Source organism: Pseudomonas sp. RG1 (genome assembly GCF_025910115.1).
GTDB lineage: Bacteria > Pseudomonadota > Gammaproteobacteria > Pseudomonadales > Pseudomonadaceae > Aquipseudomonas > Aquipseudomonas atacamensis.
This window is the reverse complement of record NZ_JAPCIK010000029.1, coordinates 1-20,517: the sequence shown is the minus strand read 5'-3', so window position 1 is coordinate 20,517 and position 20,517 is coordinate 1. Positions and strand designations below refer to the sequence as shown.

General features: G+C 61.7%; 15 protein-coding genes. 3 read left to right on the top strand and 12 right to left on the bottom strand.

Annotated elements, in window-relative coordinates; all coding sequences use genetic code 11:
* Positions 1–48 precede the first annotated feature (48 nt).
* From OK411_RS16585 to OK411_RS16555, 7 genes are all read right to left on the bottom strand, one after another.
* Positions 49–1,680, bottom strand: coding sequence for a BatD family protein (locus tag OK411_RS16585; protein ID WP_186569565.1), 1,632 nt, complete (start codon positions 1,678–1,680; stop codon positions 49–51).
* Complete coding sequence (locus tag OK411_RS16580) at positions 1,677–3,413, bottom strand: tetratricopeptide repeat protein (RefSeq protein ID WP_264365389.1); 1,737 nt, start codon at positions 3,411–3,413, stop codon at positions 1,677–1,679. Before OK411_RS16580 ends, OK411_RS16585 begins: the two co-directional genes overlap by 4 nt.
* Positions 3,410–4,489 (bottom strand): vWA domain-containing protein, encoded by a 1,080-nt coding sequence (locus OK411_RS16575; RefSeq protein WP_264365388.1) that lies wholly within the window; start codon positions 4,487–4,489, stop codon positions 3,410–3,412. Before OK411_RS16575 ends, OK411_RS16580 begins: the two co-directional genes overlap by 4 nt.
* On the bottom strand, positions 4,482–4,979 hold the full coding sequence (locus tag OK411_RS16570; protein WP_122750528.1) for a DUF4381 domain-containing protein: 498 nt from the start codon (positions 4,977–4,979) through the stop codon (positions 4,482–4,484). The genes OK411_RS16575 and OK411_RS16570 overlap by 8 nt, the downstream gene beginning before the upstream one ends.
* The gene (locus tag OK411_RS16565; protein WP_016774988.1) at positions 4,976–5,920 is read right to left on the bottom strand and encodes a DUF58 domain-containing protein; all 945 of its coding nucleotides are present in this window, start codon (positions 5,918–5,920) and stop codon (positions 4,976–4,978) included. The genes OK411_RS16570 and OK411_RS16565 overlap by 4 nt, the downstream gene beginning before the upstream one ends.
* A gap of 5 nt (positions 5,921–5,925) precedes the next feature.
* On the bottom strand, positions 5,926–6,885 hold the full coding sequence (locus OK411_RS16560) for an AAA family ATPase (RefSeq protein ID WP_007913915.1): 960 nt from the start codon (positions 6,883–6,885) through the stop codon (positions 5,926–5,928).
* Between the two features lie 231 nt (positions 6,886–7,116).
* A complete protein-coding gene (locus OK411_RS16555) occupies positions 7,117–7,470 on the bottom strand; it encodes a hypothetical protein (protein ID WP_016774987.1) in 354 nt (117 codons plus the stop codon).
* 293 nt (positions 7,471–7,763) lie between these two features.
* Here OK411_RS16555 and OK411_RS16550 point away from each other — a divergent pair, with 293 nt between their 5' ends.
* Positions 7,764–9,158, top strand: a complete 1,395-nt coding sequence (locus tag OK411_RS16550; protein ID WP_264365387.1) for a hypothetical protein — start codon at positions 7,764–7,766, stop codon at positions 9,156–9,158.
* A 479-nt stretch (positions 9,159–9,637) separates the two neighbouring features.
* The gene (locus OK411_RS16545; protein WP_264365386.1) at positions 9,638–14,533 is read left to right on the top strand and encodes an NAD-glutamate dehydrogenase; all 4,896 of its coding nucleotides are present in this window, start codon (positions 9,638–9,640) and stop codon (positions 14,531–14,533) included.
* Between the two features lie 61 nt (positions 14,534–14,594).
* On the opposite strand, the gene OK411_RS16540 is transcribed toward OK411_RS16545, so the two are convergent.
* The 5 genes from OK411_RS16540 to OK411_RS16520 all read right to left on the bottom strand — a co-directional run bounded on the left by OK411_RS16540 (position 14,595) and on the right by OK411_RS16520 (position 19,604).
* A complete protein-coding gene (locus OK411_RS16540; RefSeq protein WP_264365385.1) occupies positions 14,595–15,896 on the bottom strand; it encodes a hypothetical protein in 1,302 nt (433 codons plus the stop codon).
* 295 nt (positions 15,897–16,191) lie between these two features.
* Positions 16,192–16,905, bottom strand: coding sequence for an ATPase (locus OK411_RS16535; RefSeq protein WP_264365384.1), 714 nt, complete (start codon positions 16,903–16,905; stop codon positions 16,192–16,194).
* A 217-nt stretch (positions 16,906–17,122) separates the two neighbouring features.
* Positions 17,123–17,524, bottom strand: a complete 402-nt coding sequence (locus OK411_RS16530) for a cupin domain-containing protein (protein ID WP_110603812.1) — start codon at positions 17,522–17,524, stop codon at positions 17,123–17,125.
* A 229-nt stretch (positions 17,525–17,753) separates the two neighbouring features.
* Positions 17,754–18,047 carry a putative quinol monooxygenase gene (locus tag OK411_RS16525; RefSeq protein WP_016774982.1) on the bottom strand — a complete coding sequence of 98 codons (294 nt, stop codon included), beginning with the start codon at positions 18,045–18,047 and terminating at the stop codon, positions 17,754–17,756.
* 123 nt (positions 18,048–18,170) lie between these two features.
* Positions 18,171–19,604, bottom strand: coding sequence for a PLP-dependent aminotransferase family protein (locus OK411_RS16520; RefSeq protein WP_217878364.1), 1,434 nt, complete (start codon positions 19,602–19,604; stop codon positions 18,171–18,173).
* A 367-nt stretch (positions 19,605–19,971) separates the two neighbouring features.
* On the opposite strand from OK411_RS16520, the gene OK411_RS16515 reads away from it, so the two are divergent.
* Complete coding sequence (locus OK411_RS16515) at positions 19,972–20,412, top strand: carboxymuconolactone decarboxylase family protein (protein WP_264365383.1); 441 nt, start codon at positions 19,972–19,974, stop codon at positions 20,410–20,412.
* Positions 20,413–20,517 lie beyond the last annotated feature (105 nt).

The window sequence follows — 20,517 nt, the reverse complement described above, 5'->3', positions numbered from 1 at the left end:
TTCGGCGGTTGCCGTGACCTCCGCTCCGAATCCCGAGGGTGACGGGACCTACTTCGGATAAAGCGGCGGCAATCCACTCTCACTCACCGGATCCTGCACGCGCTCGGCGGCGGGAATAGTTCGAATCGCCCGCCACAAATCCTCACCCTGCCAGTGCTGCCCGGTCTCGCTGTACAGCGCGCCGTTCAGCCCGTCCAACGCGTCCGATAACGGTACAAACCGCGCGGCCATGTCCGCCAGTGTCTCCGGCTGCTGCCGCGCCCAGGCGTCCAGTGCCTGGCGGGTGGCGTGGGGGTCGTTGGCCTGGCTGGCGCGTTTGATGTCGTCGAGCAGGGTGCGTGGGCTCGGGCCGGTCTGGGCGGCGCGGTGGATTGCCGGTTGCCAGCGGGCGCGCCACCAGAGGCCGAAGCCGAGCAGGGTGGTGCAGGCGAGGATCAGGGTGCTGAGTTTCCACCACCACAGGGTGTCGTTGTCGGGCGTACTCGGTTGCAGCGTGCCGGCCGGGGTGTCGATTTGCAGGCTGGGGTTGTTCGCCACTTGCAGCGTGCGCGCGGGCAGGCTGCTGTGTTCGAGGTGGTCTTCGAAGGTGTTCCACCAGACTACGTCGACGGTTGGCAGGTCGATCGCGCCGCTGCGGCTTGGCACCAGGGCTTCGCGTTCTTCGCGGCTGCCGATGATGCCGCGGTCGCTGCTCTGGTTGCTCAGCACCGGTTGATCGGGGTAGCGACGCAGGCCGTTGACGTCGGTGGCGGGCAGGGCCGGCAGTTGCGAGCTGGCGAGGCCTTCGACTTTCAGGGTCAGGCTGCGGGTCAGGGAATCACCGACCTGGGTGTGATCCGGTTCCGGGCTCCAGCTTTCGCTGAGGCTGAGGCTGCGCGCCGGCAGCCATGGCGCATCGACCGGGTAGGTCAGCGGTTTCGGTTTGACCGTCAGCGGAATCGACGCCGAGCTGACGCGCATCAGTTTGCCGGGCTTCGGCCCCGAGGCGTCTGCTGATGGCGCGGTATCGACCAGCGTGGCGCTGAACGTCTGCGGCGCGATGGTCAGCAGGCCGCTGTGTTGCGGATAGATCGCGTAGCGCATCTCGATCACGCCGTGGCGCAGACCGTTGATGTCTTTCTCGTAGGTGCGCGTGTCGCCAAGTTGTTCGATGCGCGCATCGGCGATTTGCAGCGGGCTCAGGCTGCTGTCGTCGTACAGCGAAACCGAGTGGTAGATGCGCAAAGTCAGGATGGCCTGGGCCTGCACGTAGACGCTGGTCTGATCGAGGCTGGCTTCGATGAACACCGGATCAAGGCTGTTGCTGTCTTCGCGGTTGTCGCTGGCGATCACCTGCACGGTGATCGGCTGGCTCTGTGCTTCGCCCAGTTGCAGCGGGGGAATCACTACGCTGCCGTTTTCTTTCGGCAGCAGGGTGATGATCCAGCGTGTGGTCGCGCGATTGTCGCCGTTGAGGGTGTTGAGCTGGTTGACCTGGCGCGTGCCGCGCACTTCGAACAGCGCTTCCAGTGCCGACAGATCGGGCTTACCGAACTGGGTGACGTCGTCAGTTTCGAGGGTGAGCTCGACCGTCTCGCCGGAGTTCAGGCGACTGCGATCCACGCTGGCAGTCAGCTCGGCCGCTTGAGCGGTGGCCGTGCAGATCAGCAGGGGCAGCAAGAGAGCGGTGAAGCGGGTCATCGATTGTTTTCCTGATCCTGATGTTGTTGCTGTTCGTACCAGAATTTGCGCCTGAGCAGCTCGCCCGGGTCGTCCGGGATCTTGCCCAGCCATTGTTCGAGCGCCTGACGCTGCTCGCCTTCGAGGTTGTTCTCGCTCGGGCGCAGGGTCGGCACCGTGTCGGTTTCCTCTTCCTCGTTGCTGCCGGGGATTTCATTGGGGCCTGGCAGCGGCGGGGCGGTCGGCGGCGGTTCGCTGGCCGACTCGGCCGGTTGCGCCTCGCTCTGGGTTTCACTGCTCACCGCCGGAGGTGGCGCGGTAGTGGGCGAGGGCTCATCGCCGGGCAGACTTTGTTCGTTGGGCTGGTTGTCCGGACCGGGCGGCGGCGGGGCGTTTTTCTGCTTCAGCAGATTTTCCACCAGCGCCTTGTTGGTCTGCGCCGGACGCAGATCCGGTTGCAGTTCCAGCGCCTGTTCGTAGGCATCGATCGCCGCTTCCAGCTCGCCACTTTTTGCCAGAGCGTTGCCACGATTGTAGTGGGCGCGGGCATCGCTGCCCTCGGCGAAGCGCTGAGCGGCGCCACTGTAGTCGCCGGCCTCGTACAACGCCACCCCTTGCCACTGATGATCTTCAAAATGCTGCGCGGCTTCGGCCGGACGTTTCTGCTTGAGCAGGTGCAAACCCTGTTGATCGGGGCGCAGCCACAAGTCTTCGAAGTCGAAAGCGTAGCTCGGTTGCGGCAGGCACCACAGCAGCGGCAGGCAGAACAGCCAGCCACGGCGCCCGGCACAGGCGGCGAGCAACAACAGCGGCAACAGCAGCCAGTAACCCTGATCGGCCCACGTATCGAGGCGTACGGTCTGGCCGTCGTCGCGCAGGCTGCGCGGGCCGTTGAGCAGGCCAAGTGCGCCAAGATCAGCCTCGTCAAGACGCGCCGGGTGATACTCACCGCCCACGCTGTTGAGGAAAGTCGCCAGGCCGGGACTGTCGAGTTGCGGCACGCGGATCGCGCCTTGCTGGTCCTTGAGGAAACTGCCGTCTTCCTGGGCAATCGGCGCACCTTCGGCGGTGCCGATGCCGAGCATCAGCAGTTGCGTCGACTCGCCCTTCAGCGCGCGGCGGATACCGCGCCGTTCTTCTTCATTGAGCGACGAACCGATCAGCAGAATCCGTCCCTGTCCCAGCGCACCTTGCTTGAGCAAGGCCAGCGCCTTGCCCACGGCCAGATCGGCGCGGTGGCCGGCTTCCGGCATCAGCGACGGCTTGAGCGCGTCGAGCAGGTTGCGACTGGTCGCCAGATCATCCGACAGCGGCACCAGCGTGTGCGCGCTGCCGGCATAAACGACGATGGCGGTCTGCGCATCGCTGCGCGCCTGCAACAGGTCGAACAGCTTGCGCCGCGCCTGTTCGAGACGCGTCGGCGGCGAGTCGGTGGCGAGCATCTCCGGAGTCAGTTCGAGCACCACCACCAGCGGATCGGCGGGTTTCTGGCTGGTCTGTTCGACGCGCTCCCAGCTCGGCCCGAGCAAGGCCAGAATGGTCAGCAACCACGCCACACCAAGGGCGATCCACGGCAGTTTGCTCTGGCGACCGCTGCCGCCGCTGAGCAACGCGGCATGGAACGCCGGCGGCAGAATCATCTGCCAGCGACCGGCGCGTTTCTGTCGGTGCCAGAGTTGCCAGAGCAGCCAGCCGAGCAGCGGCAACAGCAACAGCCACCAAGGGCGGAACCAGTGCGGCCAGAGCGCGATCATCGGCGCCTCCGCAGGCGCAAACGCTGCAAGCGCTCACGCCAGTCCGGCAGTGGACTTTGCAAATACAGTTGCTTGGTAAACAGGCGTTGCAGCGGGTTATCCGGCCACAGTTCGCGGACGACCAGCAACAGGCTCAACCACAGCGCCAACGCCAGCGGCCAGTGATACAACGCTTGCGCCGGACGTGCCTGAGTCGGTTGCTGAGTCACCGGTTCGAGCTGATCGAGGGTGTCCTTGATCGCTTGCAGCTCCAGGCCGTCGTGGGCGCGGAAGTACTGGCCGCCGGTGATTTCGGCGATGGCCTTGAGCGCCGGCTCATCCAGATCAAGGCTCGGATTGACCCCGAGCAGGCCGGTCGAGCCGCTATCCTCGGGATTGGCGCCGATGCCGATCGGGTAGATTCTGACGCCTTCACTGGCGGCCAGTTTTGCGGCGGTCAGCGGATTGATTTCGCCGCCGTTGTTGGCGCCGTCGGTGACCAGAATCAGCACGCGACTTTGCGCCGGGCGCAGACGCAAGCGTTTCAGGGCCAGGCCGATGGCATCGCCAATCGCGGTGTTCTTGCCGGCGATGCCGATCCGCGCCTCGTCGAGCCACACGCGAACGGTGCGCCGGTCAAAGGTCAGCGGCGCTTGCAGGTAGGCCTGGCTGCCGAACAGGATCAGGCCGACGCGGTCGCCGTCGCGGCTTTCAAGGAAATCGCCGAGCAAGTGCTGCACCAGCGACAGGCGACTGACTTCTTCGTCCTGCCACTGCATGTCGGGGAAATCCATCGAGCCGGACACGTCCACCGCCACCAGCAGATCACGGCCACTGGCGGCAATAGGCAACGGTTCGCCTAGCCATTGCGGGCGCGCGGCGGCGATCAGCAGGATCAGCCACAACAGGATAAACGGCGCCTGCTGCCGCCAGGCCGGCAAGTTGGCGCGGGCGCGGCGGCGGGCGAGGCCTTCGAGGTCGGCGAGGAAACTGACTTTTAGCGCCGGCTCGCCGCTGTCGGCCACCGGCAGGACCAGACGCATCAGCCACGGCAGCGGCAACAGCATGAAAATCCACGGCCAGGCAAATTCAAACATGTTTGCGAATCCACGTGTCGACCGCTTGGGTCAGGCCGGCGATGGCTTTGTCGTCGAGTTTGCATTCCGGTTTATACGCGCCTTCGACTAGCACCATCCAGCGCGTCAGGCCGGCAGCGGGGCAGCGGTTATCGAGGAAGGCCAGCCATTTGCGGCCGTTGAGGGTGTGGCTCTGGCTGTACGGATAGTGGTTGCGGCACAGGCGTTTGAGCAGGCCGTTGAGTTGTTGCAGCCAGGCGCCGGCGGGTGCGCCGTCGTAAGGCTTGGGCATTTGCGCCAGTTCGGCGAGCGCGGCGATGCGCACCGGGTCCAGCGGTTGCTCGGCGCGTACCACCGGGCGTTTCTTCATCGGAATGAAGCGGCGCAGCTTCCACGCGGCAAAGCCCAGCAGCGGCAACAGCAGAAGCAGCAGCCACCAGCCCGGCGCCGGCGGCCAGAAGGCGATCGGCGGCGGCGAGATCAGCGGTTGCAGTTGTTCGAGGCCGTTCATCGACCTTTCCCCGGACGCTGCGGGTTGAGGAACTCGCGCATCTGCTCGACCATTTCGCTCTGCGTGCTCAAGGGCATCAGCAACACCCGCAGCTTCTGCGCGAGCAATTCCCAGCGAGCGATGCGCGCTTCGGCCTGGGCGCGGTAGGTCTGGCGCAGGTCGAAATTCAGCGTGTCGATTTCCAGTTGCGCGCCACGCTCGGCGAAGCGCAGCAGGCCGGCAGCGGGCAGGGCGTGATCGAGCGGATCGGACAGCGGCAGCATCAGCAGATCACAATGCCGCGCCAGCAAACTCAGTTGTTGTTCGGCGCTGTCGGACAACGCGCGTTCATCGCAAATGACGATGGCCAGACTGCCCGGGCGCAGCACTTCCCGCGCGCGGCGCAGGGCCACGCCGAAGGCATCGCGATCCGGCTCGCGCTCGCTGTGCAGCGACTGATTAACCTTGACCAGGCGGTTGAGCAATTGCAGCAGGCTCTGCTTGCTCCGGCGAGGCTTGATTTCGTAGTGCTCGTTATCGCCGAACACCAGCCCGCCAACCCGATCGTTGTGCCCCAGTGCCGCCCAGCCGATCAACGCCGCGACCTGCGCCGCCAGCACCGACTTGAACATCAGCCCCGAGCCGAAAAACAGCCGCGTGCTTTGCTCGACCATGATGAAAATCGGTCGCTCGCGCTCTTCGTGGAACAGCTTGGTGTGCGGCTCCTGCGTGCGCGCAGTGACGCGCCAGTCGATGGTGCGCACATCGTCACCGGCCTGATACACCCGCACCTGATCGAAGTCGACGCCACGGCCACGGAATTTCGAGTGATGCAGGCCGATCAGCGGGCTGCGCTGACTCGGCGTGGAAAACAGCTGTACCTCGCGCACGCGGTGACGCATTTCGATCAGCTCGGCGAGGCTGATGCGGATACCGGGTTCGGAGGGCAGGGCGGCGTTCATGGGGGTCAAGCGACGGCGACGACGTCGAGAATCCGCTGCACCACGCGATCCTGATCGATGCCAGCGGCTTCGGCTTCGAACGACAGAATGATGCGATGGCGCAACACGTCGAACAGCACGGCCTGAATGTCTTCCGGGCTGACGAAATCGCGACCGGCCAGCCAGGCATGAGCGCGGGCGCAGCGATCGAGGGCGATCGAACCGCGCGGACTGGCGCCATAGGCGATCCACTCGGCCATTTCCGGGTCGAACTTGGCCGGGTTGCGCGTGGCCATGACCAGTTGCACCAGGTATTCCTCCACGGCGTCGGCCATGTACAAACCAAGGATTTCCTTGCGCGCGGCGAAGATCGCCTGCTGGCTGACCCGGCGCTCGGGCTTGGTCTCACCGTTCAACGCCTCGCCACGGGCCTGCTGGAGGATGCGCCGTTCGACAGCGGCGTCGGGGAAGCCGATCTTGACGTGCATGAGGAAACGGTCGAGCTGGGCTTCCGGCAACGGATAGGTGCCTTCCTGTTCGATCGGGTTCTGCGTGGCCATCACCAGAAACAGCGGCGACAGCTCATAAGTGCTGCGCCCGACGCTGACCTGACGCTCGGCCATCGCTTCGAGCAAGGCCGATTGCACCTTGGCCGGCGCGCGGTTGATTTCGTCGGCCAGCACCAGGTTGTGGAAGATCGGCCCTTGCTGGAAGACGAAACTGCCGGTTTCCGGACGGTAGATTTCGGTGCCGGTGATGTCGGCCGGCAGCAGGTCGGGGGTGAACTGAATACGATGGAACTGGGCTTCGATGCCCTCGGCGAGTTCTTTGATCGCTTTGGTCTTGGCCAGACCGGGAGCGCCCTCGACCAGCATATGGCCGTCGGCGAGCAGGGCGATGAGCAAACGCTCGATGAGTTTTTCCTGGCCGAGAATCTGCGTTGAAAGAAAGGTTCGCAGCGCCAGCAGCGCTTCACGATGTTCCATCGGTGACTGTTCCTGGAAAGGGGGTGGCCGGGGCGTTCGGATAACGCCGGGGCTGGGGGCGTTACTTTAATCCATCGCGGGGGGCGGCGACTAACGGCATTTTGTGCAAAAGAGCAAAAGATTGGGCGCTGGTTCCGGCCTCTTCGCGAGCAGGCTCGCTCCCACAGGGTCTGATGTACGCATTCCAATGTGGGAGCGAGCCTGCTCGCGAAAGGGCCAGCCCGGTCAACATCAAACCTCGCTGATAAAGGTCCCGGTCCCATCGAGAATATTCTTCAAAGTCTCAACAACCTCATCCATATCCACCATATCCGGATTAAAACTGATCTCCAGCACATCATCGCCATTCAACGCATCGGCATCCGCCGCAGCAATCTCGATCTTCAGCAGTTTCGAAGTCAGCGTGACCTTCACCCCGTCAAGCGTCGAAGGCTCGCCATCCAGGGTGATCTCCAGCTCATCCTCATCCGGGTAACGGCTCATCAGGAACATCTCGCCCTTGTCGCTGTGGCAGCAGAGCATGGCCATGTTGTCTTCTTCGTCGTCGCACGGGTTGACGATCAGTAGGGCGGTGGTCATTTGCATGGGGGAAATCCTGGGCAGTGGCGGCGGTGAGTCTGTTCGAAGGCGCGATTTTGCCAGTCTCAACCGGTTTGCGCTGCCTGCATCGGTAAAAAGTGGCAAAGCAGGACATTTCTGTCGCCCGGTTCCGAGTAGCGAGAAGGGAAAATCCGACGCCAGCGTAAGGCAATTACCGGATGCGCAAAATCCACCCGAAATTGCGATTTTTCGCTTGTGATCGCCACCGCTTTGCCGTTAGTTTCGCCGCTCTTGCGCAACGGAGTGCGTTACGAAACCCCCAGAAAAGGACCTTTGCCATGACCCAATATTTCGACCGCGCCGAAGAAATCCGCCACCTGTCCGATGAACAGATCGAGGAAATCTACAAGCGCTATCTCGAAGGCGAGAAAACTGCCGCGCTGATGGCGGAATTTCAGATCCCTGCAACGGTGCGCAGTCTGCTCAAGGTTTTGCCCCCGGTCATCAGTGCCGACCTCAGCTGTCCTTACTGCAAACTGCCGATGTGGGTGCGCCGACACGCCAGAGGCACTCCGCTTTCGCTGCGCAGTACCTTCAAATGCGTACGCTGTGAGCACCAGCAAAGCCTTCCCGGCACCAATACCCGCCACACGACTTGCAGCTGCAAAGAATGTTTCAAAGTGCGCCAGCAGCAGCTTGCCGCCCGGGCCACGCGTGATCGCCTGGAATTGGAAGCTCGGTATGGCGCGCGATGCCCCGCAGTGCCTTACGCCAATCTGGGGTTTGTGCAGAAGCTGACGTTGCTCGCTTTGCTGGATGATGGTTACGGCGCAACCGTTGAATGGATTGCGCCGTTGAATGCGCCATCCAGAGAAGAGCTGCTCGCCCTGACGTTCGAGGCACGTGAGGAGCTGCTCAAAGGCCTGCACGAGGCCGGGGTGCTGGCAGTTTCCACCGATTCCGACATCAACGCCTTCGATCGCAGCGAGGGCTGCAATATCCGCGAGTACAGCGCGGTGCGCTGGCTGCCCAGCGTCACGCTCGACGGCGTGGCGCGCAGTACCCGCGAGAGTTTGTACCGTGTGCTGTATGAGGAGTTATCGGGCAGCGTCAAAGCCGCCTGGAAGAGCGAAATCTATTCGCTGGTCTTCAGTCTCGCCCGCGAAGCGTCCATTCAATACATTCGTGTGCTGGCCGCTGAAGTGGATTTTGCCTTCACGGCCGAAGCCCGTGCCGAAGAGGTGGTCGGGCAGTTGCTGCAGGACTTCTCGGTGAGTCAGTTGTATTACTTCGCCCGCCTCGCGGTGAGAAATGCCGCGCATTTCTATGCCACCGGCAATTCCAAGGGGCGCAGTCACGCCTCCAACACCATTCCGCGCAACATGCTGGGCACGGCGCAGGACGCGCTCGCGCGCAACTGGCGCAAGAACGCCCATCGCGATGCGCGAGTACCGCAAACGGCCTTGCAGCGCTTGCTCTACGACGTGGTGCTCAAGGACAGCGGCGCCGGATTTTCCAAATCGCCGGGCATGTACTGGCGTGACGAACTGGTCCCGCAGTTCTTTTCCGCCGTGGCGTTCGACAGCGACTTGCTCAGCCATCTGCGCCTGTTCTGCCGCGAATGCGATTCGAGCAACATTGACGCCAGCATGGACAAGCAGATCCTGCAGACGATGTGCTACGACTGCGCCACGGTGAGCAAATTCAGAGCCTTTGAGGAACTGCCGGACTGATCCGCGTCAACCGCTGGCGCTGAACCGGATGCCACGCTCAGGGTCGATAACAGGGCCTTGGGCGTTTTCGTTTCCGGATATGTAACGTCCTCGGCGACCGACCTGGCACGAAAGTCCCGTGAAACCGGGGTTTCGAACCTGCATTTCGGCGCACGCCTGCTAGTGTTGATGCAGGCCAAACCCTGCATTTACGTGCCAATGACCGAATATGTCGCAGCACCGCAAGCAGACACATTGTCGCACCCATTAAGCTGCGCAACGGATGAGCACCCGTAAAGGCATTGCCGGCAGTGCTGGCAGTCGCTTTTGCAGATGCTCATTCATGGAAGGTGAATGTGACCTGAGTGTCCCGTCCAGCTTCACCCACCTGTCTCCCTGTTTCCTCTGCCCGAGAATCAGGAACAGGGCGACACCAGCCCCGAAAGGGGTGTTGCACGCGACGCTTTCCATCAATAACAAGCTTAAGCGGAGTACCACAGATGGCGTTCTTCACCGCAGCCAGCAAAGCCGACTTCCAGCACCAACTGCAAGCGGCACTGGCGCAGCACATCAGTGAACAGGCACTGCCACAAGTGGCGCTGTTCGCTGAACAATTCTTCGGCATCATTTCCCTGGACGAGCTGACTCAACGTCGCCTCTCCGACCTCGCTGGCTGTACTCTCTCTGCGTGGCGCCTGCTTGAGCGCTTCGATCACGCGCAACCGCAAGTGCGTGTCTACAACCCCGATTACGAACGCCACGGCTGGCAGTCGACCCACACCGCGGTCGAAGTGCTGCACCACGACCTGCCATTTCTGGTCGACTCGGTGCGTACCGAGCTGAACCGTCGCGGCTACAGCATTCACACCCTGCAGACCACCGTGCTCAGCGTACGTCGTGGCAGCAAGGGCGAATTGCTGGAAGTCCTGCCAAAAGGCAGCACCGGCGAAGGCGTGCTGCATGAATCGCTGATGTACCTGGAAATCGACCGTTGCGCCAACGCGGCCGAGCTGAATGTGCTGAGCAAAGAGCTTGAGCAGGTGCTCGGTGAAGTGCGCGTCGCCGTCGCTGACTTCGAGCCGATGAAAGCCAAGGTGCAGGACATCCTCACCCAGCTCGACAACAGCGCCTATCCGGTCGATGCCGACGAAAAGAAAGAAATCAAGAGCTTCCTGGAATGGCTGGTGGGCAACCACTTCACCTTCCTCGGCTACGAAGAGTTCGTGGTTACCGATCAAGCCGATGGCGGCCACATCGAGTACGACCAGAGCTCCTTCCTCGGCCTGACCAAACTGCTGCGCACCGGCCTGACCTACGAAGACCTGCGCATCGAAGACTACGCCGTGTCCTACCTGCGCGAACCGACCCTGCTGTCGTTCGCCAAGGCTGCGCACCCGAGCCGCGTACACCGTCCGGCTTACCCGGACTATGTGTCGATCCGTGAAATCGACGCCGACGGCAAAGTCATCAAGGAACACCGTTTCATGGGCCTGTACACCTCCTCGGTGTACGGCGAGAGCGTGCGGGTCATCCCGTTCATCCGCCGCAAGGTCGAAGAAATCGAGCGCCGCTCCGGCTTCCAGTCCAAGGCTCACCTGGGCAAGGAACTGGCGCAGGTCCTCGAAGTGCTGCCGCGTGACGACCTGTTCCAGACCCCGGTCGACGAACTGTTCACCACCGTGATGTCGATCGTGCAGATCCAGGAACGCAACAAGATCCGCGTGTTCCTGCGCAAAGACCCGTACGGTCGCTTCTGCTACTGCCTGGCCTATGTGCCGCGCGACATTTATTCCACCGAAGTCCGCCAGAAGATCCAGCAAGTGCTGATGGAGCGCCTGAAGGCTTCCGATTGCGAATTCTGGACTTTCTTCTCGGAATCCGTGCTGGCCCGCGTGCAGCTGATTCTGCGCGTCGATCCGAAGAACCGCCTCGACATCGACCCGGTACTGCTGGAAAAAGAAGTGGTCCAGGCCTGCCGCAGTTGGCAGGACGACTACGCCGCACTGACCGTCGAAAGCTTCGGCGAAGCCCACGGCACCAACGTGCTGGCCGACTTCCCGAAAGGCTTCCCGGCCGGTTACCGCGAGCGTTTTGCCGCGCATTCGGCCGTGGTCGACATGCAGCACCTGCTGAGCCTCAACGAAAAAAATCCGCTGGTGATGAGCTTCTATCAGCCGCTCGGTCAGGTCTCCGGCCAGCGCGAGCTGCATTGCAAGCTGTATCACGCCGACACGCCGCTGGCGCTGTCCGACGTCCTGCCGATTCTGGAAAACCTCGGCCTGCGCGTGCTGGGTGAATTCCCGTATCGCTTGCGCCACACCAACGGCCGCGAATTCTGGATTCACGATTTCGCTTTCACCGCCGCCGAAGGTCTGGACCTCGACATCCAGCAACTCAACGACACCCTGCAAGACGCGTTCGTGCACATCGTGCGCGGCGACGCCGAAAACGATGCGTTCAACCGTCTGGTACTGACCGCCGGTCTGCCATGGCGCGACGTTGCACTGCTGCGTGCCTACGCCCGTTACCTGAAGCAGATTCGTCTGGGCTTCGACCTGGGTTACATCGCCAGCACCCTGAACAACCACACCGACATCGCTCGCGAGCTGACCCGGTTGTTCAAGACCCGTTTCTACCTGGCGCGCAAGCTCGGCAGCGATGATCTGGAAGACAAGCAACTGCGTCTGGAACAAGCGATTCTGACCGCACTGGACGATGTTCAGGTGCTCAACGAAGATCGCATCCTGCGTCGTTACCTCGACCTGATCAAAGCCACCCTGCGCACCAACTTCTATCAGACTGACGCCAACGGCCAGAACAAGTCGTACTTCAGCTTCAAGTTCAACCCGCATGCGATCCCTGAGCTGCCGAAGCCAGTGCCGAAGTTCGAAATCTTCGTCTACTCGCCACGCGTCGAAGGCGTGCACCTGCGCTTCGGCAACGTTGCCCGTGGTGGTCTGCGCTGGTCCGACCGTGAAGAAGACTTCCGTACCGAAGTGCTCGGCCTGGTAAAAGCCCAGCAAGTGAAGAACTCGGTCATCGTGCCGGTGGGTGCGAAGGGCGGCTTCCTGCCGCGTCGTCTGCCACTGGGCGGCAGCCGTGACGAGATCGCGGCCGAGGGCATCGCCTGCTACCGCATCTTCATTTCCGGCCTGTTGGACATCACCGACAACCTGAAGGACGGCGCCCTGGTGCCGCCGGTCAACGTCGTGCGTCATGACGACGATGACCCGTACCTGGTGGTCGCGGCGGACAAGGGCACTGCAACCTTCTCCGACATCGCCAACGGCATTGCCATCGACTACGGCTTCTGGCTGGGTGACGCGTTTGCGTCCGGTGGTTCGGCCGGTTACGACCACAAGAAAATGGGCATCACCGCCAAGGGCGCGTGGGTCGGCGTGCAGCGCCACTTCCGCGAGCGCGGCATCAATGTTCAGGAAGACAGCATCACCGTGGTTGGCGTCGGCGACATGGCCGGCGACGTGTTCGGTAACGGCCTGTTGATGTCCGACAAGCTGCAACTCGTCGCTGCGTTCAACCACATGCACATCTTCATCGACCCGAACCCGAACCCGGCGACCAGTTTCGTCGAGCGTCAGCGTCTGTTCGACCTGCCGCGTTCGGCCTGGACCGATTACGACACCAGCATCATGTCCGAAGGTGGCGGTATCTTCTCGCGCAGCGCGAAGAGCATCGCGATCTCGCCGCAGATGAAAGAACGCTTCGACATCCAGGCTGACAAGCTGACCCCGACCGAACTGCTCAATGCCTTGCTCAAGGCGCCGGTGGATCTGTTGTGGAACGGCGGTATCGGCACCTACGTCAAGGCCAGCACCGAAAGCCACGCCGATGTCGGCGACAAGGCCAACGATGCACTGCGCGTCAACGGTAACGAGCTGCGCTGCAAAGTCGTGGGCGAGGGCGGTAACCTCGGCATGACCCAACTGGGTCGTGTGGAATTCGGTCTCAATGGCGGCGGTTCCAACACCGACTTCATCGACAACGCCGGTGGCGTGGACTGCTCCGACCACGAAGTGAACATCAAGATCCTGCTGAACGAAGTGGTTCAGGCCGGTGACATGACCGACAAGCAACGCAACCAGTTGCTGGCGAGCATGACCGACGAAGTCGGCAATCTGGTGCTGGGCAACAACTACAAGCAGACTCAGGCCCTGTCCCTGGCGGCGCGCCGTGCCTACGCGCGCATCGCTGAGTACAAGCGTCTGATGAGCGATCTGGAAGGCCGTGGCAAGCTGGACCGTGCCATCGAGTTCCTGCCGACTGAAGAGCAACTGACCGAGCGCGTCGCTGAGGGCCACGGCCTGACCCGTCCTGAGCTGTCGGTGCTGATTTCCTACAGCAAGATCGACCTGAAAGAGCAGTTGCTGGGCTCGCTGGTGCCGGACGACGATTACCTGACCCGCGACATGGAAACGGCCTTCCCGCCGACCCTGGTCAGCAAGTTCTCCGAAGCCATGCGTCGTCACCGTCTGAAGCGCGAGATCGTCAGCACCCAGATCGCCAACGATCTGGTCAACCACATGGGCATCACCTTCGTGCAGCGACTCAAAGAGTCGACCGGCATGAGCCCGGCGAACGTGGCTGGCGCTTACGTGATCGTGCGCGACATCTTCCACCTCCCGCACTGGTTCCGTCAGATCGAAGCACTGGACTATCAGGTTTCCGCTGACGTGCAGCTGGAGCTGATGGACGAGCTGATGCGTCTGGGCCGTCGCGCCACGCGCTGGTTCCTGCGTGCCCGCCGCAACGAGCAGAACGCTGCCCGTGACGTCGCGCACTTCGGTCCGCACCTGAAAGAGCTGGGTCTGAAACTCGACGAACTGCTCAGCGGCGAAATCCGCGAGAACTGGCAGTCGCGCTATCAGGCGTACGTCGAAGCCGGTGTGCCGGAATTGCTGGCGCGTATGGTTGCGGGCACTTCGCATCTGTACACGCTGCTGCCGATCATCGAAGCCGCAGACGTCACCGGGCAGGACCCGGCCGAAGTGGCCAAGGCTTACTTCGCTGTGGGCTCTGCGCTGGACATCACCTGGTACCTGCAACAGATCAGCGCGCTGCCGGTGGAAAACAACTGGCAGGCTCTGGCCCGTGAAGCGTTCCGTGATGACGTCGACTGGCAGCAACGGGCGATCACCATCTCCGTCCTGCAACAGGGCGACGGTTCCCAGGACGTGGAAGCACGCCTGGCGCTGTGGATGGCCCAGCACGAAAGCATGATCGAACGCTGGCGCGCCATGCTGGTGGAAATCCGTGCTGCGAGCGGTACGGACTACGCCATGTACGCGGTGGCCAACCGTGAACTGCTGGATCTGGCGTTGAGCGGGCAAGCGATCGTGCCTGCGATCACTGCGAATGCCGAGCTTGAACTGGCGTAAGTAGTGGCTGAGTGAAAAAGCCCCGCTCTCGAAAGAGGCGGGGCTTTTTCTTGTCTGTCATTCAGAGCGTATCGGCGCAGCGGAAGGCGAAGCTACCAACGCCGTCGGCACGGGGCAGGGATGTTCCGGTTACGACAATCTGATTGTTCTGAATAGCAAGGCCTCCCGCCATGTCGAGCACGTCGGTCAGATTGATCACCAGCACACCGTCGTCGGCAAAACCGCGATCCGGAGCGCCGTCCGATTTGAACTGGGCAATGACGATTTCGGAATCTTCTTCGCCGTGGGTGCTGGAAAGCAACACGATGCGTACGCCTTCTCGCAGCGTGCCAGCAGTCCATTGGATGCCGAAAGGCGCGTCGGAATAAGACGTCAGGACTGGCCTCCTTTCATTGAAGTCGCTGGCGTATTTGCCATTCCTGTCGACACAAACCAGGACGCCCCTGTGAACAAGATCCTCCGAGGTGGCGCTACCGATGCCGAGGATGTTGCCATCAGGCATTTCGACCAGTTGGTTGATCTGACTGAGCTTGTCCAGGCGGTCGAACAGGGCAAAACCGTTATCGCCAAAGCTGCTGACAGGCTTACCTGCGGCGTCGAAGAGGGCGATCATTGCGCGGTAGCGGTCTTTACGTGAAACGTAACCTGCGATGGCGAATTTGCCATCCTGGAGCCGGATCAGTGAGCCAGCCCACGTGGAATTGTCCAGGTATCGAATCGTGATGTAACCCTGTCTTTGGCCAAAGGAAGTGTCCAGAGCCCCGTCGCTATGCAGCCTGATCAAAAGACCGTATTGGTCATTGGGGGAATATTGATGATTGCTCAGGACCATCAGTTTTCCGTCGGCCAGTTCAATGGCATGGCCACTGTAATCGGATGCCGTAGTGCGTTTTTGCTCCGGTGCTACCTCGGACGACGCGAGGGCGGGCAACGGAATCTGGCTGACGATGACCACGCCGTTGTCGCCAAATCCGCTCTCGGGCGTTCCGTCATTGCGAAACATTGCCAAGCAGCGCTGTGGTCGTGCGTATTCGTGTAGGACAAAGGCACCCTGAAGCAACAGATTGTTGTTCTTGAGGATGCTGATGCTGCCACCCGTGGATTTATAGCCCTGCGCGAAAACCCCGGTCGCCACGCCATCCCGGGCAAACGAAGCGTCCTGTGTGCCATCAGGCTTCAACCGCACAATGGCGAACTTGTTGCCCGCACTGGCGGCGATCAGCAGCTTGCCGTCCGCCGCGACGGTAACTGCGTTGGCGAAGCCGTTTTCCTGATCGGGATATTCAAACCAGGTGAGGCCATTTTTGTTGGGGCCGAAAGTGGGGTCCAGGTTATGCACGGCGGTGTCTTTGACTTCAGTCATGGTCAGCTCCTCGAATACGCTGTTTTTGCGTAAAGCGATCAGTCGATAGAGACCGGCAAATCAACGCAGTGCTGGTATTTGGGAAGCTTTCGGTCGCGCTGTCCACTGTCAGACCTGACAGTGGACAGCGGGGGATGATTGTGGATTTGAATGACGGGATGGCCAGTCTTGGCGGGGTTTAATGTCTGAGGGTTTTTGTGGTGTCTGGTCTGGCGCCTTCGCGAGCAGGCTCGCTCCCACAGGGATTCGCATTCCAAATGTGGGAGCGAGCCTGCTCGCGAAGAGGCACTTACATTCAATACAACTTTTGCGCTGGTTTACCCTCGAGCATCGACACTTTCTCCCCCGGCCGCACAACCAGATTACTCAGCGAACGGTCAAACTCGCGCAACGCCGCCAGCTGCAATTCCTCCTGCTGATTGATATCCGCGACGATCTCTTCCGAGCGCTTGAAGTCCGCCCACACCGGCGTCAGCTCCCTAGCCTGCGAGCCCTTCGCCGTGCCGATGTAGTTCAATTGCGCATCGTAGAAATCGGCACTGACATCCGCGCGGATATCCGAGCTGCGCGAGGTGATCAACTGGCTGTGGGTATCGACGATCGCCACCACATCCGGCTTGGCCGCGCGCAGGCTTTGCATGTCCGGGTACACCGTCACCGAGCCGAACTGGCGTTGCAGCGAAGCGTTGACCCACTCCACCGCGCGATCCGGGCTGGAGCTGGCGACGTAGGCGTCGTGGATCGGTTGCACCAGCAGGCTCTGACCAAAACCGGTGCCGGCCTTGGCCTGATACTCGCGCAAGTATTGCCGATTGGCCTGGGTGCCGGGGCTGTAAATCACCCCCAGCGATACGCCGGGGCCGCTGTTGACCTGAGTAGCACTGCTGCGACCGGTCGGGTGCGGCAGCAGCGTGTCGAGGGATGACACCGCTTGCGGGGCAGTGGGAACAGAGCAGGCAGAGAGCGTCAAAACGGAGATCGCCAGCAGGGCGGGAAGCGCAGGTTTCATGGTGTTTCTCCCGTGAAACAAGGTCTGTCGATGAGTGTGCACGGGCCGAAGATATCGGCGGATATTCAGGGTAAACCTGCCGGCCTGACCGTTGGCTGAATAACCTTTGCGCGGTTAGTTTTATTGGCTTTAAGCGTTCGCAGTTAATGCCGCCGCGCAATAAAAAAGGCGCAAATGCTCGATTCGCGCCTTTCGTTTATGGCTGGCCGTTCAGCCATCAGTTTTCCAGCGGAATCAGCACCTGCTCATCCGGGGCCAGCACCATGAACACCAGCAACTTGGCCGGCTTGGTCGAACTGGCGTTTTTCGACACCAGATGCTCGGAACCGGCCGGCTCGTACCAGAACTGGCCCTTTTTGTAAGTGATGGCCTGTTCGCCTTTGACTTGGGAAATCACTTCGCCGTCGAGCACGTAAGCCATCGCCGTACCCTCGTGTTTGTGCGCGATCGAAGACTGGCCGGGCTGGTAGTCGACTTCGATCATCATGGCTTTCTTGCCGGGGGCGTTTTTCAGCAGTTGTTCCTGCAGGACGGTGATTTTCTCGGACGGGTCGTGAGCCATTGCCGAAGCGGACAGGGTGAAGGCGAGGGCGGCGGCGAAGAGGGGCAGGGCTTTCATGGCGGGTTACCTGTGATGGTTGGGGTGTGCTCACAGTAGGCCGCAATGTGGCCGGTTCAAACGGCCAATATTCGCGAAGATCAGGTGACCAATTGCCCTCGGAAGGATTTCGGTGCGGCGCAAATCGCCTTCGCGAGCAAGCTCGCTCCCACAGGTTCTGCGGTTGCTCACCCGTCTTGTGAACAACAAATAACCCTGTGGGAGCGAGCTTGCTCGCGAAGAGGCCGGTTCAGACGATGGGGAAGCTGTTGAAATCGACGCTATTGGCCAGGCGGCTATCGATCAGGTCGATAAACCCCTGTGCCTCGGGCCGGTTGAAATGCGCCTGCATCGCCGCTTCCGACTGCCAGCGCGCGCTGACCGTCCAGCGGTGGCTGTCTTCGGGGCAGCGGTCGACCAGGTAGGAATCGCAGCCCGGGGTTTCGCGCAGGGTGTCGACGATCTTCTGCAATTGCTTGCCGAGCTCTTCCGAGCGGCCCGCAACCGCCTTGACCTCAACCGTGTTGATCACTTCGTTGGACATTGCTCACACTCCTGAATCAGGCCGGACGAATCCTGCTCATTGAGGGATAACGCCTGTGCAGAATAGGCCTGCCGCTCTGAATCACCAATAACCAATCGGCGGTAAAAGCCTTATACCAACGGCTCATGACAGCTGTTCGAGGATGTCGCGCAGGCGATCGAGGGCGATGTCGATGTCCAGGGTTTCGATGGCGCCGAAGCCGAAATACAGGCCTTCTTTCGCCGGCTGCTGGTAGTAGAAACCACTGATCGCATACAGGCCGACCTCGACCTTTTTTGCCAACTCGATGACCAACGGCAAATCGATCGGCACCTTGCAGAACACCGCCATGTGAAACCCGGCACTGGCCGGAACGGCTTGCAGCCATGGCGCAAGGTCGGTGGCCATGCGCTCGAGAATCCGCTCGCGACGTTGCGCGTAGATCGTGTGGCAGCGGCGGATGTGCTTGAGCAGGCAACCTTCGGCGATGAACTTGGCCAGCGCCCATTGCGGCAGGGTCGAGGCGTGCAGATCGGTCAGCTGTTTGGCGCGAATCACCGCCTCGATGATCGACGGCGGCAGGATCGCGTAGCCCAGGCGCAACTCCGGCAGCAAGGTTTTCGAGAACGTGCCGACGTAGGCGACGATGCCGCGCTGATCAAGGTTGTACAGCGAATCGGTGGGCCGGCCCTCGTAGCGGAATTCACTGTCGTAATCGTCTTCGATGATGATCGCGCCGAGCTCATAGGCACGGGCAAGCAGGGCCTCGCGGCGCGCCTGACTCATCGCCATGCCCAGCGGAAACTGGTGCGACGGGGTGACGTAAATGAGCCGCGTGCCATCGGGAATGTGCTCGACCTGAATACCCTCGGCATCCACAGGCACCCCGACAACCTCGGCGCCGTGGGTGCCGAACAGCAAGCGCGCGGGCGGATAGCCCGGATCTTCCATGGCCACCAGACTGCCGGGGCGGGTCAGTACCCGGGCAATCAGGTCCAGCGCCTGCTGCGCGCCGTTGCACACCACGATGTCCTCGTCTTGACAGTTGATGCCGCGAGAAAAGGCGATGTGCCGGGCGATCGCATTGCGCAGCGCCGGCAAGCCTTCGGCGACGCTGTAGAAGCCTTTCGACTGCGCCATCTGCCGCATCGCATGGGCGACGCAGCGGCGCCAGTCGTCGTGGGGGAACTGGCCTTTGCTGGTGGCGCCGCCGATGAAGTCGTAGCGCAGCGAACCTTCCAGCGTCGGGTGACGGAGGAACACCGGCAGATTGCGCCAGCTCTCGATCACCTCGGCACTGGCCAGCTCGGTGTGGCTCTGCTTGCGCTGCACCTGCGCCGGGCGGGCGTTGACATAGGTGCCTTTGCCGATGACGCCGGTGAGGAAGTTTTCGTAGGTCAGTTGTGCATAAGTGTCGGAAATGGTCTTGCGCGAGATGCCCAATTGCTCGGCCAGCAAGCGGCTCGGCGGCAACTGCGTACCCGCCGACAACCGCCCGGATTCAATCGCCGCGCGCAACTGCTGATACAACTGACCGGCAAGATCCTTGCGGCCGTTGATCACGACATGAAGTTCCATACCGACGAGGCTCCCGGGTGTCGAGTGAAGTGTCGGTCAGATTAGCGTTGTTGGGCTTTTGGCAGTAGTTGCGTGGAGTAAAAACCGCAAATTGGCGCAAGTCCCTGTGGGAGCGAGCTTGCTCGCGAAAGCGGTGGGTCAGTTACCTGATCGTTCCCACGCTCCGCGTGGGAATGCAGCCATGGACGCTCCGCGTCCACTGTGACGCAGAGCGTCACTGGAGGCGTTACCACGCGGAGCGTGGGAACGATCAGCGCGTAAAGGTAGGGGGGCAGTGGTGTAGCCGAAATTCGTGGAATTGGGGCTGTAACACAGCCCGCACAACCCTTACCGTGAACTCATCATTCCGCCTGCCGAGAGCCGCGCCATGTCCCTGCGTCTGGATTACTACAACGCGTCGCCCAAGGCGATGAAAGCGATGCTTGCCATGGAGGCGCTGACCGCCAACCTGAGTATCGAAGCGCCCCTGCTGCAATTGATCAGAATCCGCGCCTCGCAGCTCAACGGCTGCGCATTCTGCACTGACATGCATTCGGTGGACGCGCGGCGGGCCGGGGAGAGTGATCGGCGCCTGTATGCGGTCGCGGTGTGGCGCGACAGCAACTTCTTCAACCCCCGCGAACGCGCGGCGCTGGCCTGGGCCGAGGCGGTGACGCTGTTGGCCGAAAGCCACGTGCCGGATGACGTTTACCAACAGTCGCGCGAGCAATTTGATGAAGGTGAACTGGTGGACCTGACGGTTGCGGTCAGCACCATCAACAGCTGGAACCGCCTGGCCGTCAGCTTCCGCCAGACCCCGAGTGATTGAGTTGCGTCGTAAAAACAAAACGAGAGAAAGAAGAGGTACACGCCGATCGTTCCCACGCTCCGCGTGGGAATGCCTCAAGGGACGCTCCGCGTTCCAATGGGACGC

Coding starts and splice junctions, on each gene's coding strand:
- OK411_RS16535 (WP_264365384.1), bottom strand. CDS start 16,905: ATGAAACCTGCGCTTCCCGCCCTGCTGGCGATCTCCGTTTTGACGCTC.
- OK411_RS16560 (WP_007913915.1), bottom strand. CDS start 6,885: ATGGAACATCGTGAAGCGCTGCTGGCGCTGCGAACCTTTCTTTCAACG.
- OK411_RS16550 (WP_264365387.1), top strand. CDS start 7,764: ATGACCCAATATTTCGACCGCGCCGAAGAAATCCGCCACCTGTCCGAT.
- OK411_RS16575 (WP_264365388.1), bottom strand. CDS start 4,489: ATGTTTGAATTTGCCTGGCCGTGGATTTTCATGCTGTTGCCGCTGCCG.
- OK411_RS16585 (WP_186569565.1), bottom strand. CDS start 1,680: ATGACCCGCTTCACCGCTCTCTTGCTGCCCCTGCTGATCTGCACGGCC.
- OK411_RS16515 (WP_264365383.1), top strand. CDS start 19,972: ATGTCCCTGCGTCTGGATTACTACAACGCGTCGCCCAAGGCGATGAAA.
- OK411_RS16530 (WP_110603812.1), bottom strand. CDS start 17,524: ATGAAAGCCCTGCCCCTCTTCGCCGCCGCCCTCGCCTTCACCCTGTCC.
- OK411_RS16545 (WP_264365386.1), top strand. CDS start 9,638: ATGGCGTTCTTCACCGCAGCCAGCAAAGCCGACTTCCAGCACCAACTG.
- OK411_RS16570 (WP_122750528.1), bottom strand. CDS start 4,979: ATGAACGGCCTCGAACAACTGCAACCGCTGATCTCGCCGCCGCCGATC.
- OK411_RS16520 (WP_217878364.1), bottom strand. CDS start 19,604: ATGGAACTTCATGTCGTGATCAACGGCCGCAAGGATCTTGCCGGTCAG.
- OK411_RS16525 (WP_016774982.1), bottom strand. CDS start 18,047: ATGTCCAACGAAGTGATCAACACGGTTGAGGTCAAGGCGGTTGCGGGC.
- OK411_RS16565 (WP_016774988.1), bottom strand. CDS start 5,920: ATGAACGCCGCCCTGCCCTCCGAACCCGGTATCCGCATCAGCCTCGCC.
- OK411_RS16555 (WP_016774987.1), bottom strand. CDS start 7,470: ATGCAAATGACCACCGCCCTACTGATCGTCAACCCGTGCGACGACGAA.
- OK411_RS16540 (WP_264365385.1), bottom strand. CDS start 15,896: ATGACTGAAGTCAAAGACACCGCCGTGCATAACCTGGACCCCACTTTC.
- OK411_RS16580 (WP_264365389.1), bottom strand. CDS start 3,413: ATGATCGCGCTCTGGCCGCACTGGTTCCGCCCTTGGTGGCTGTTGCTG.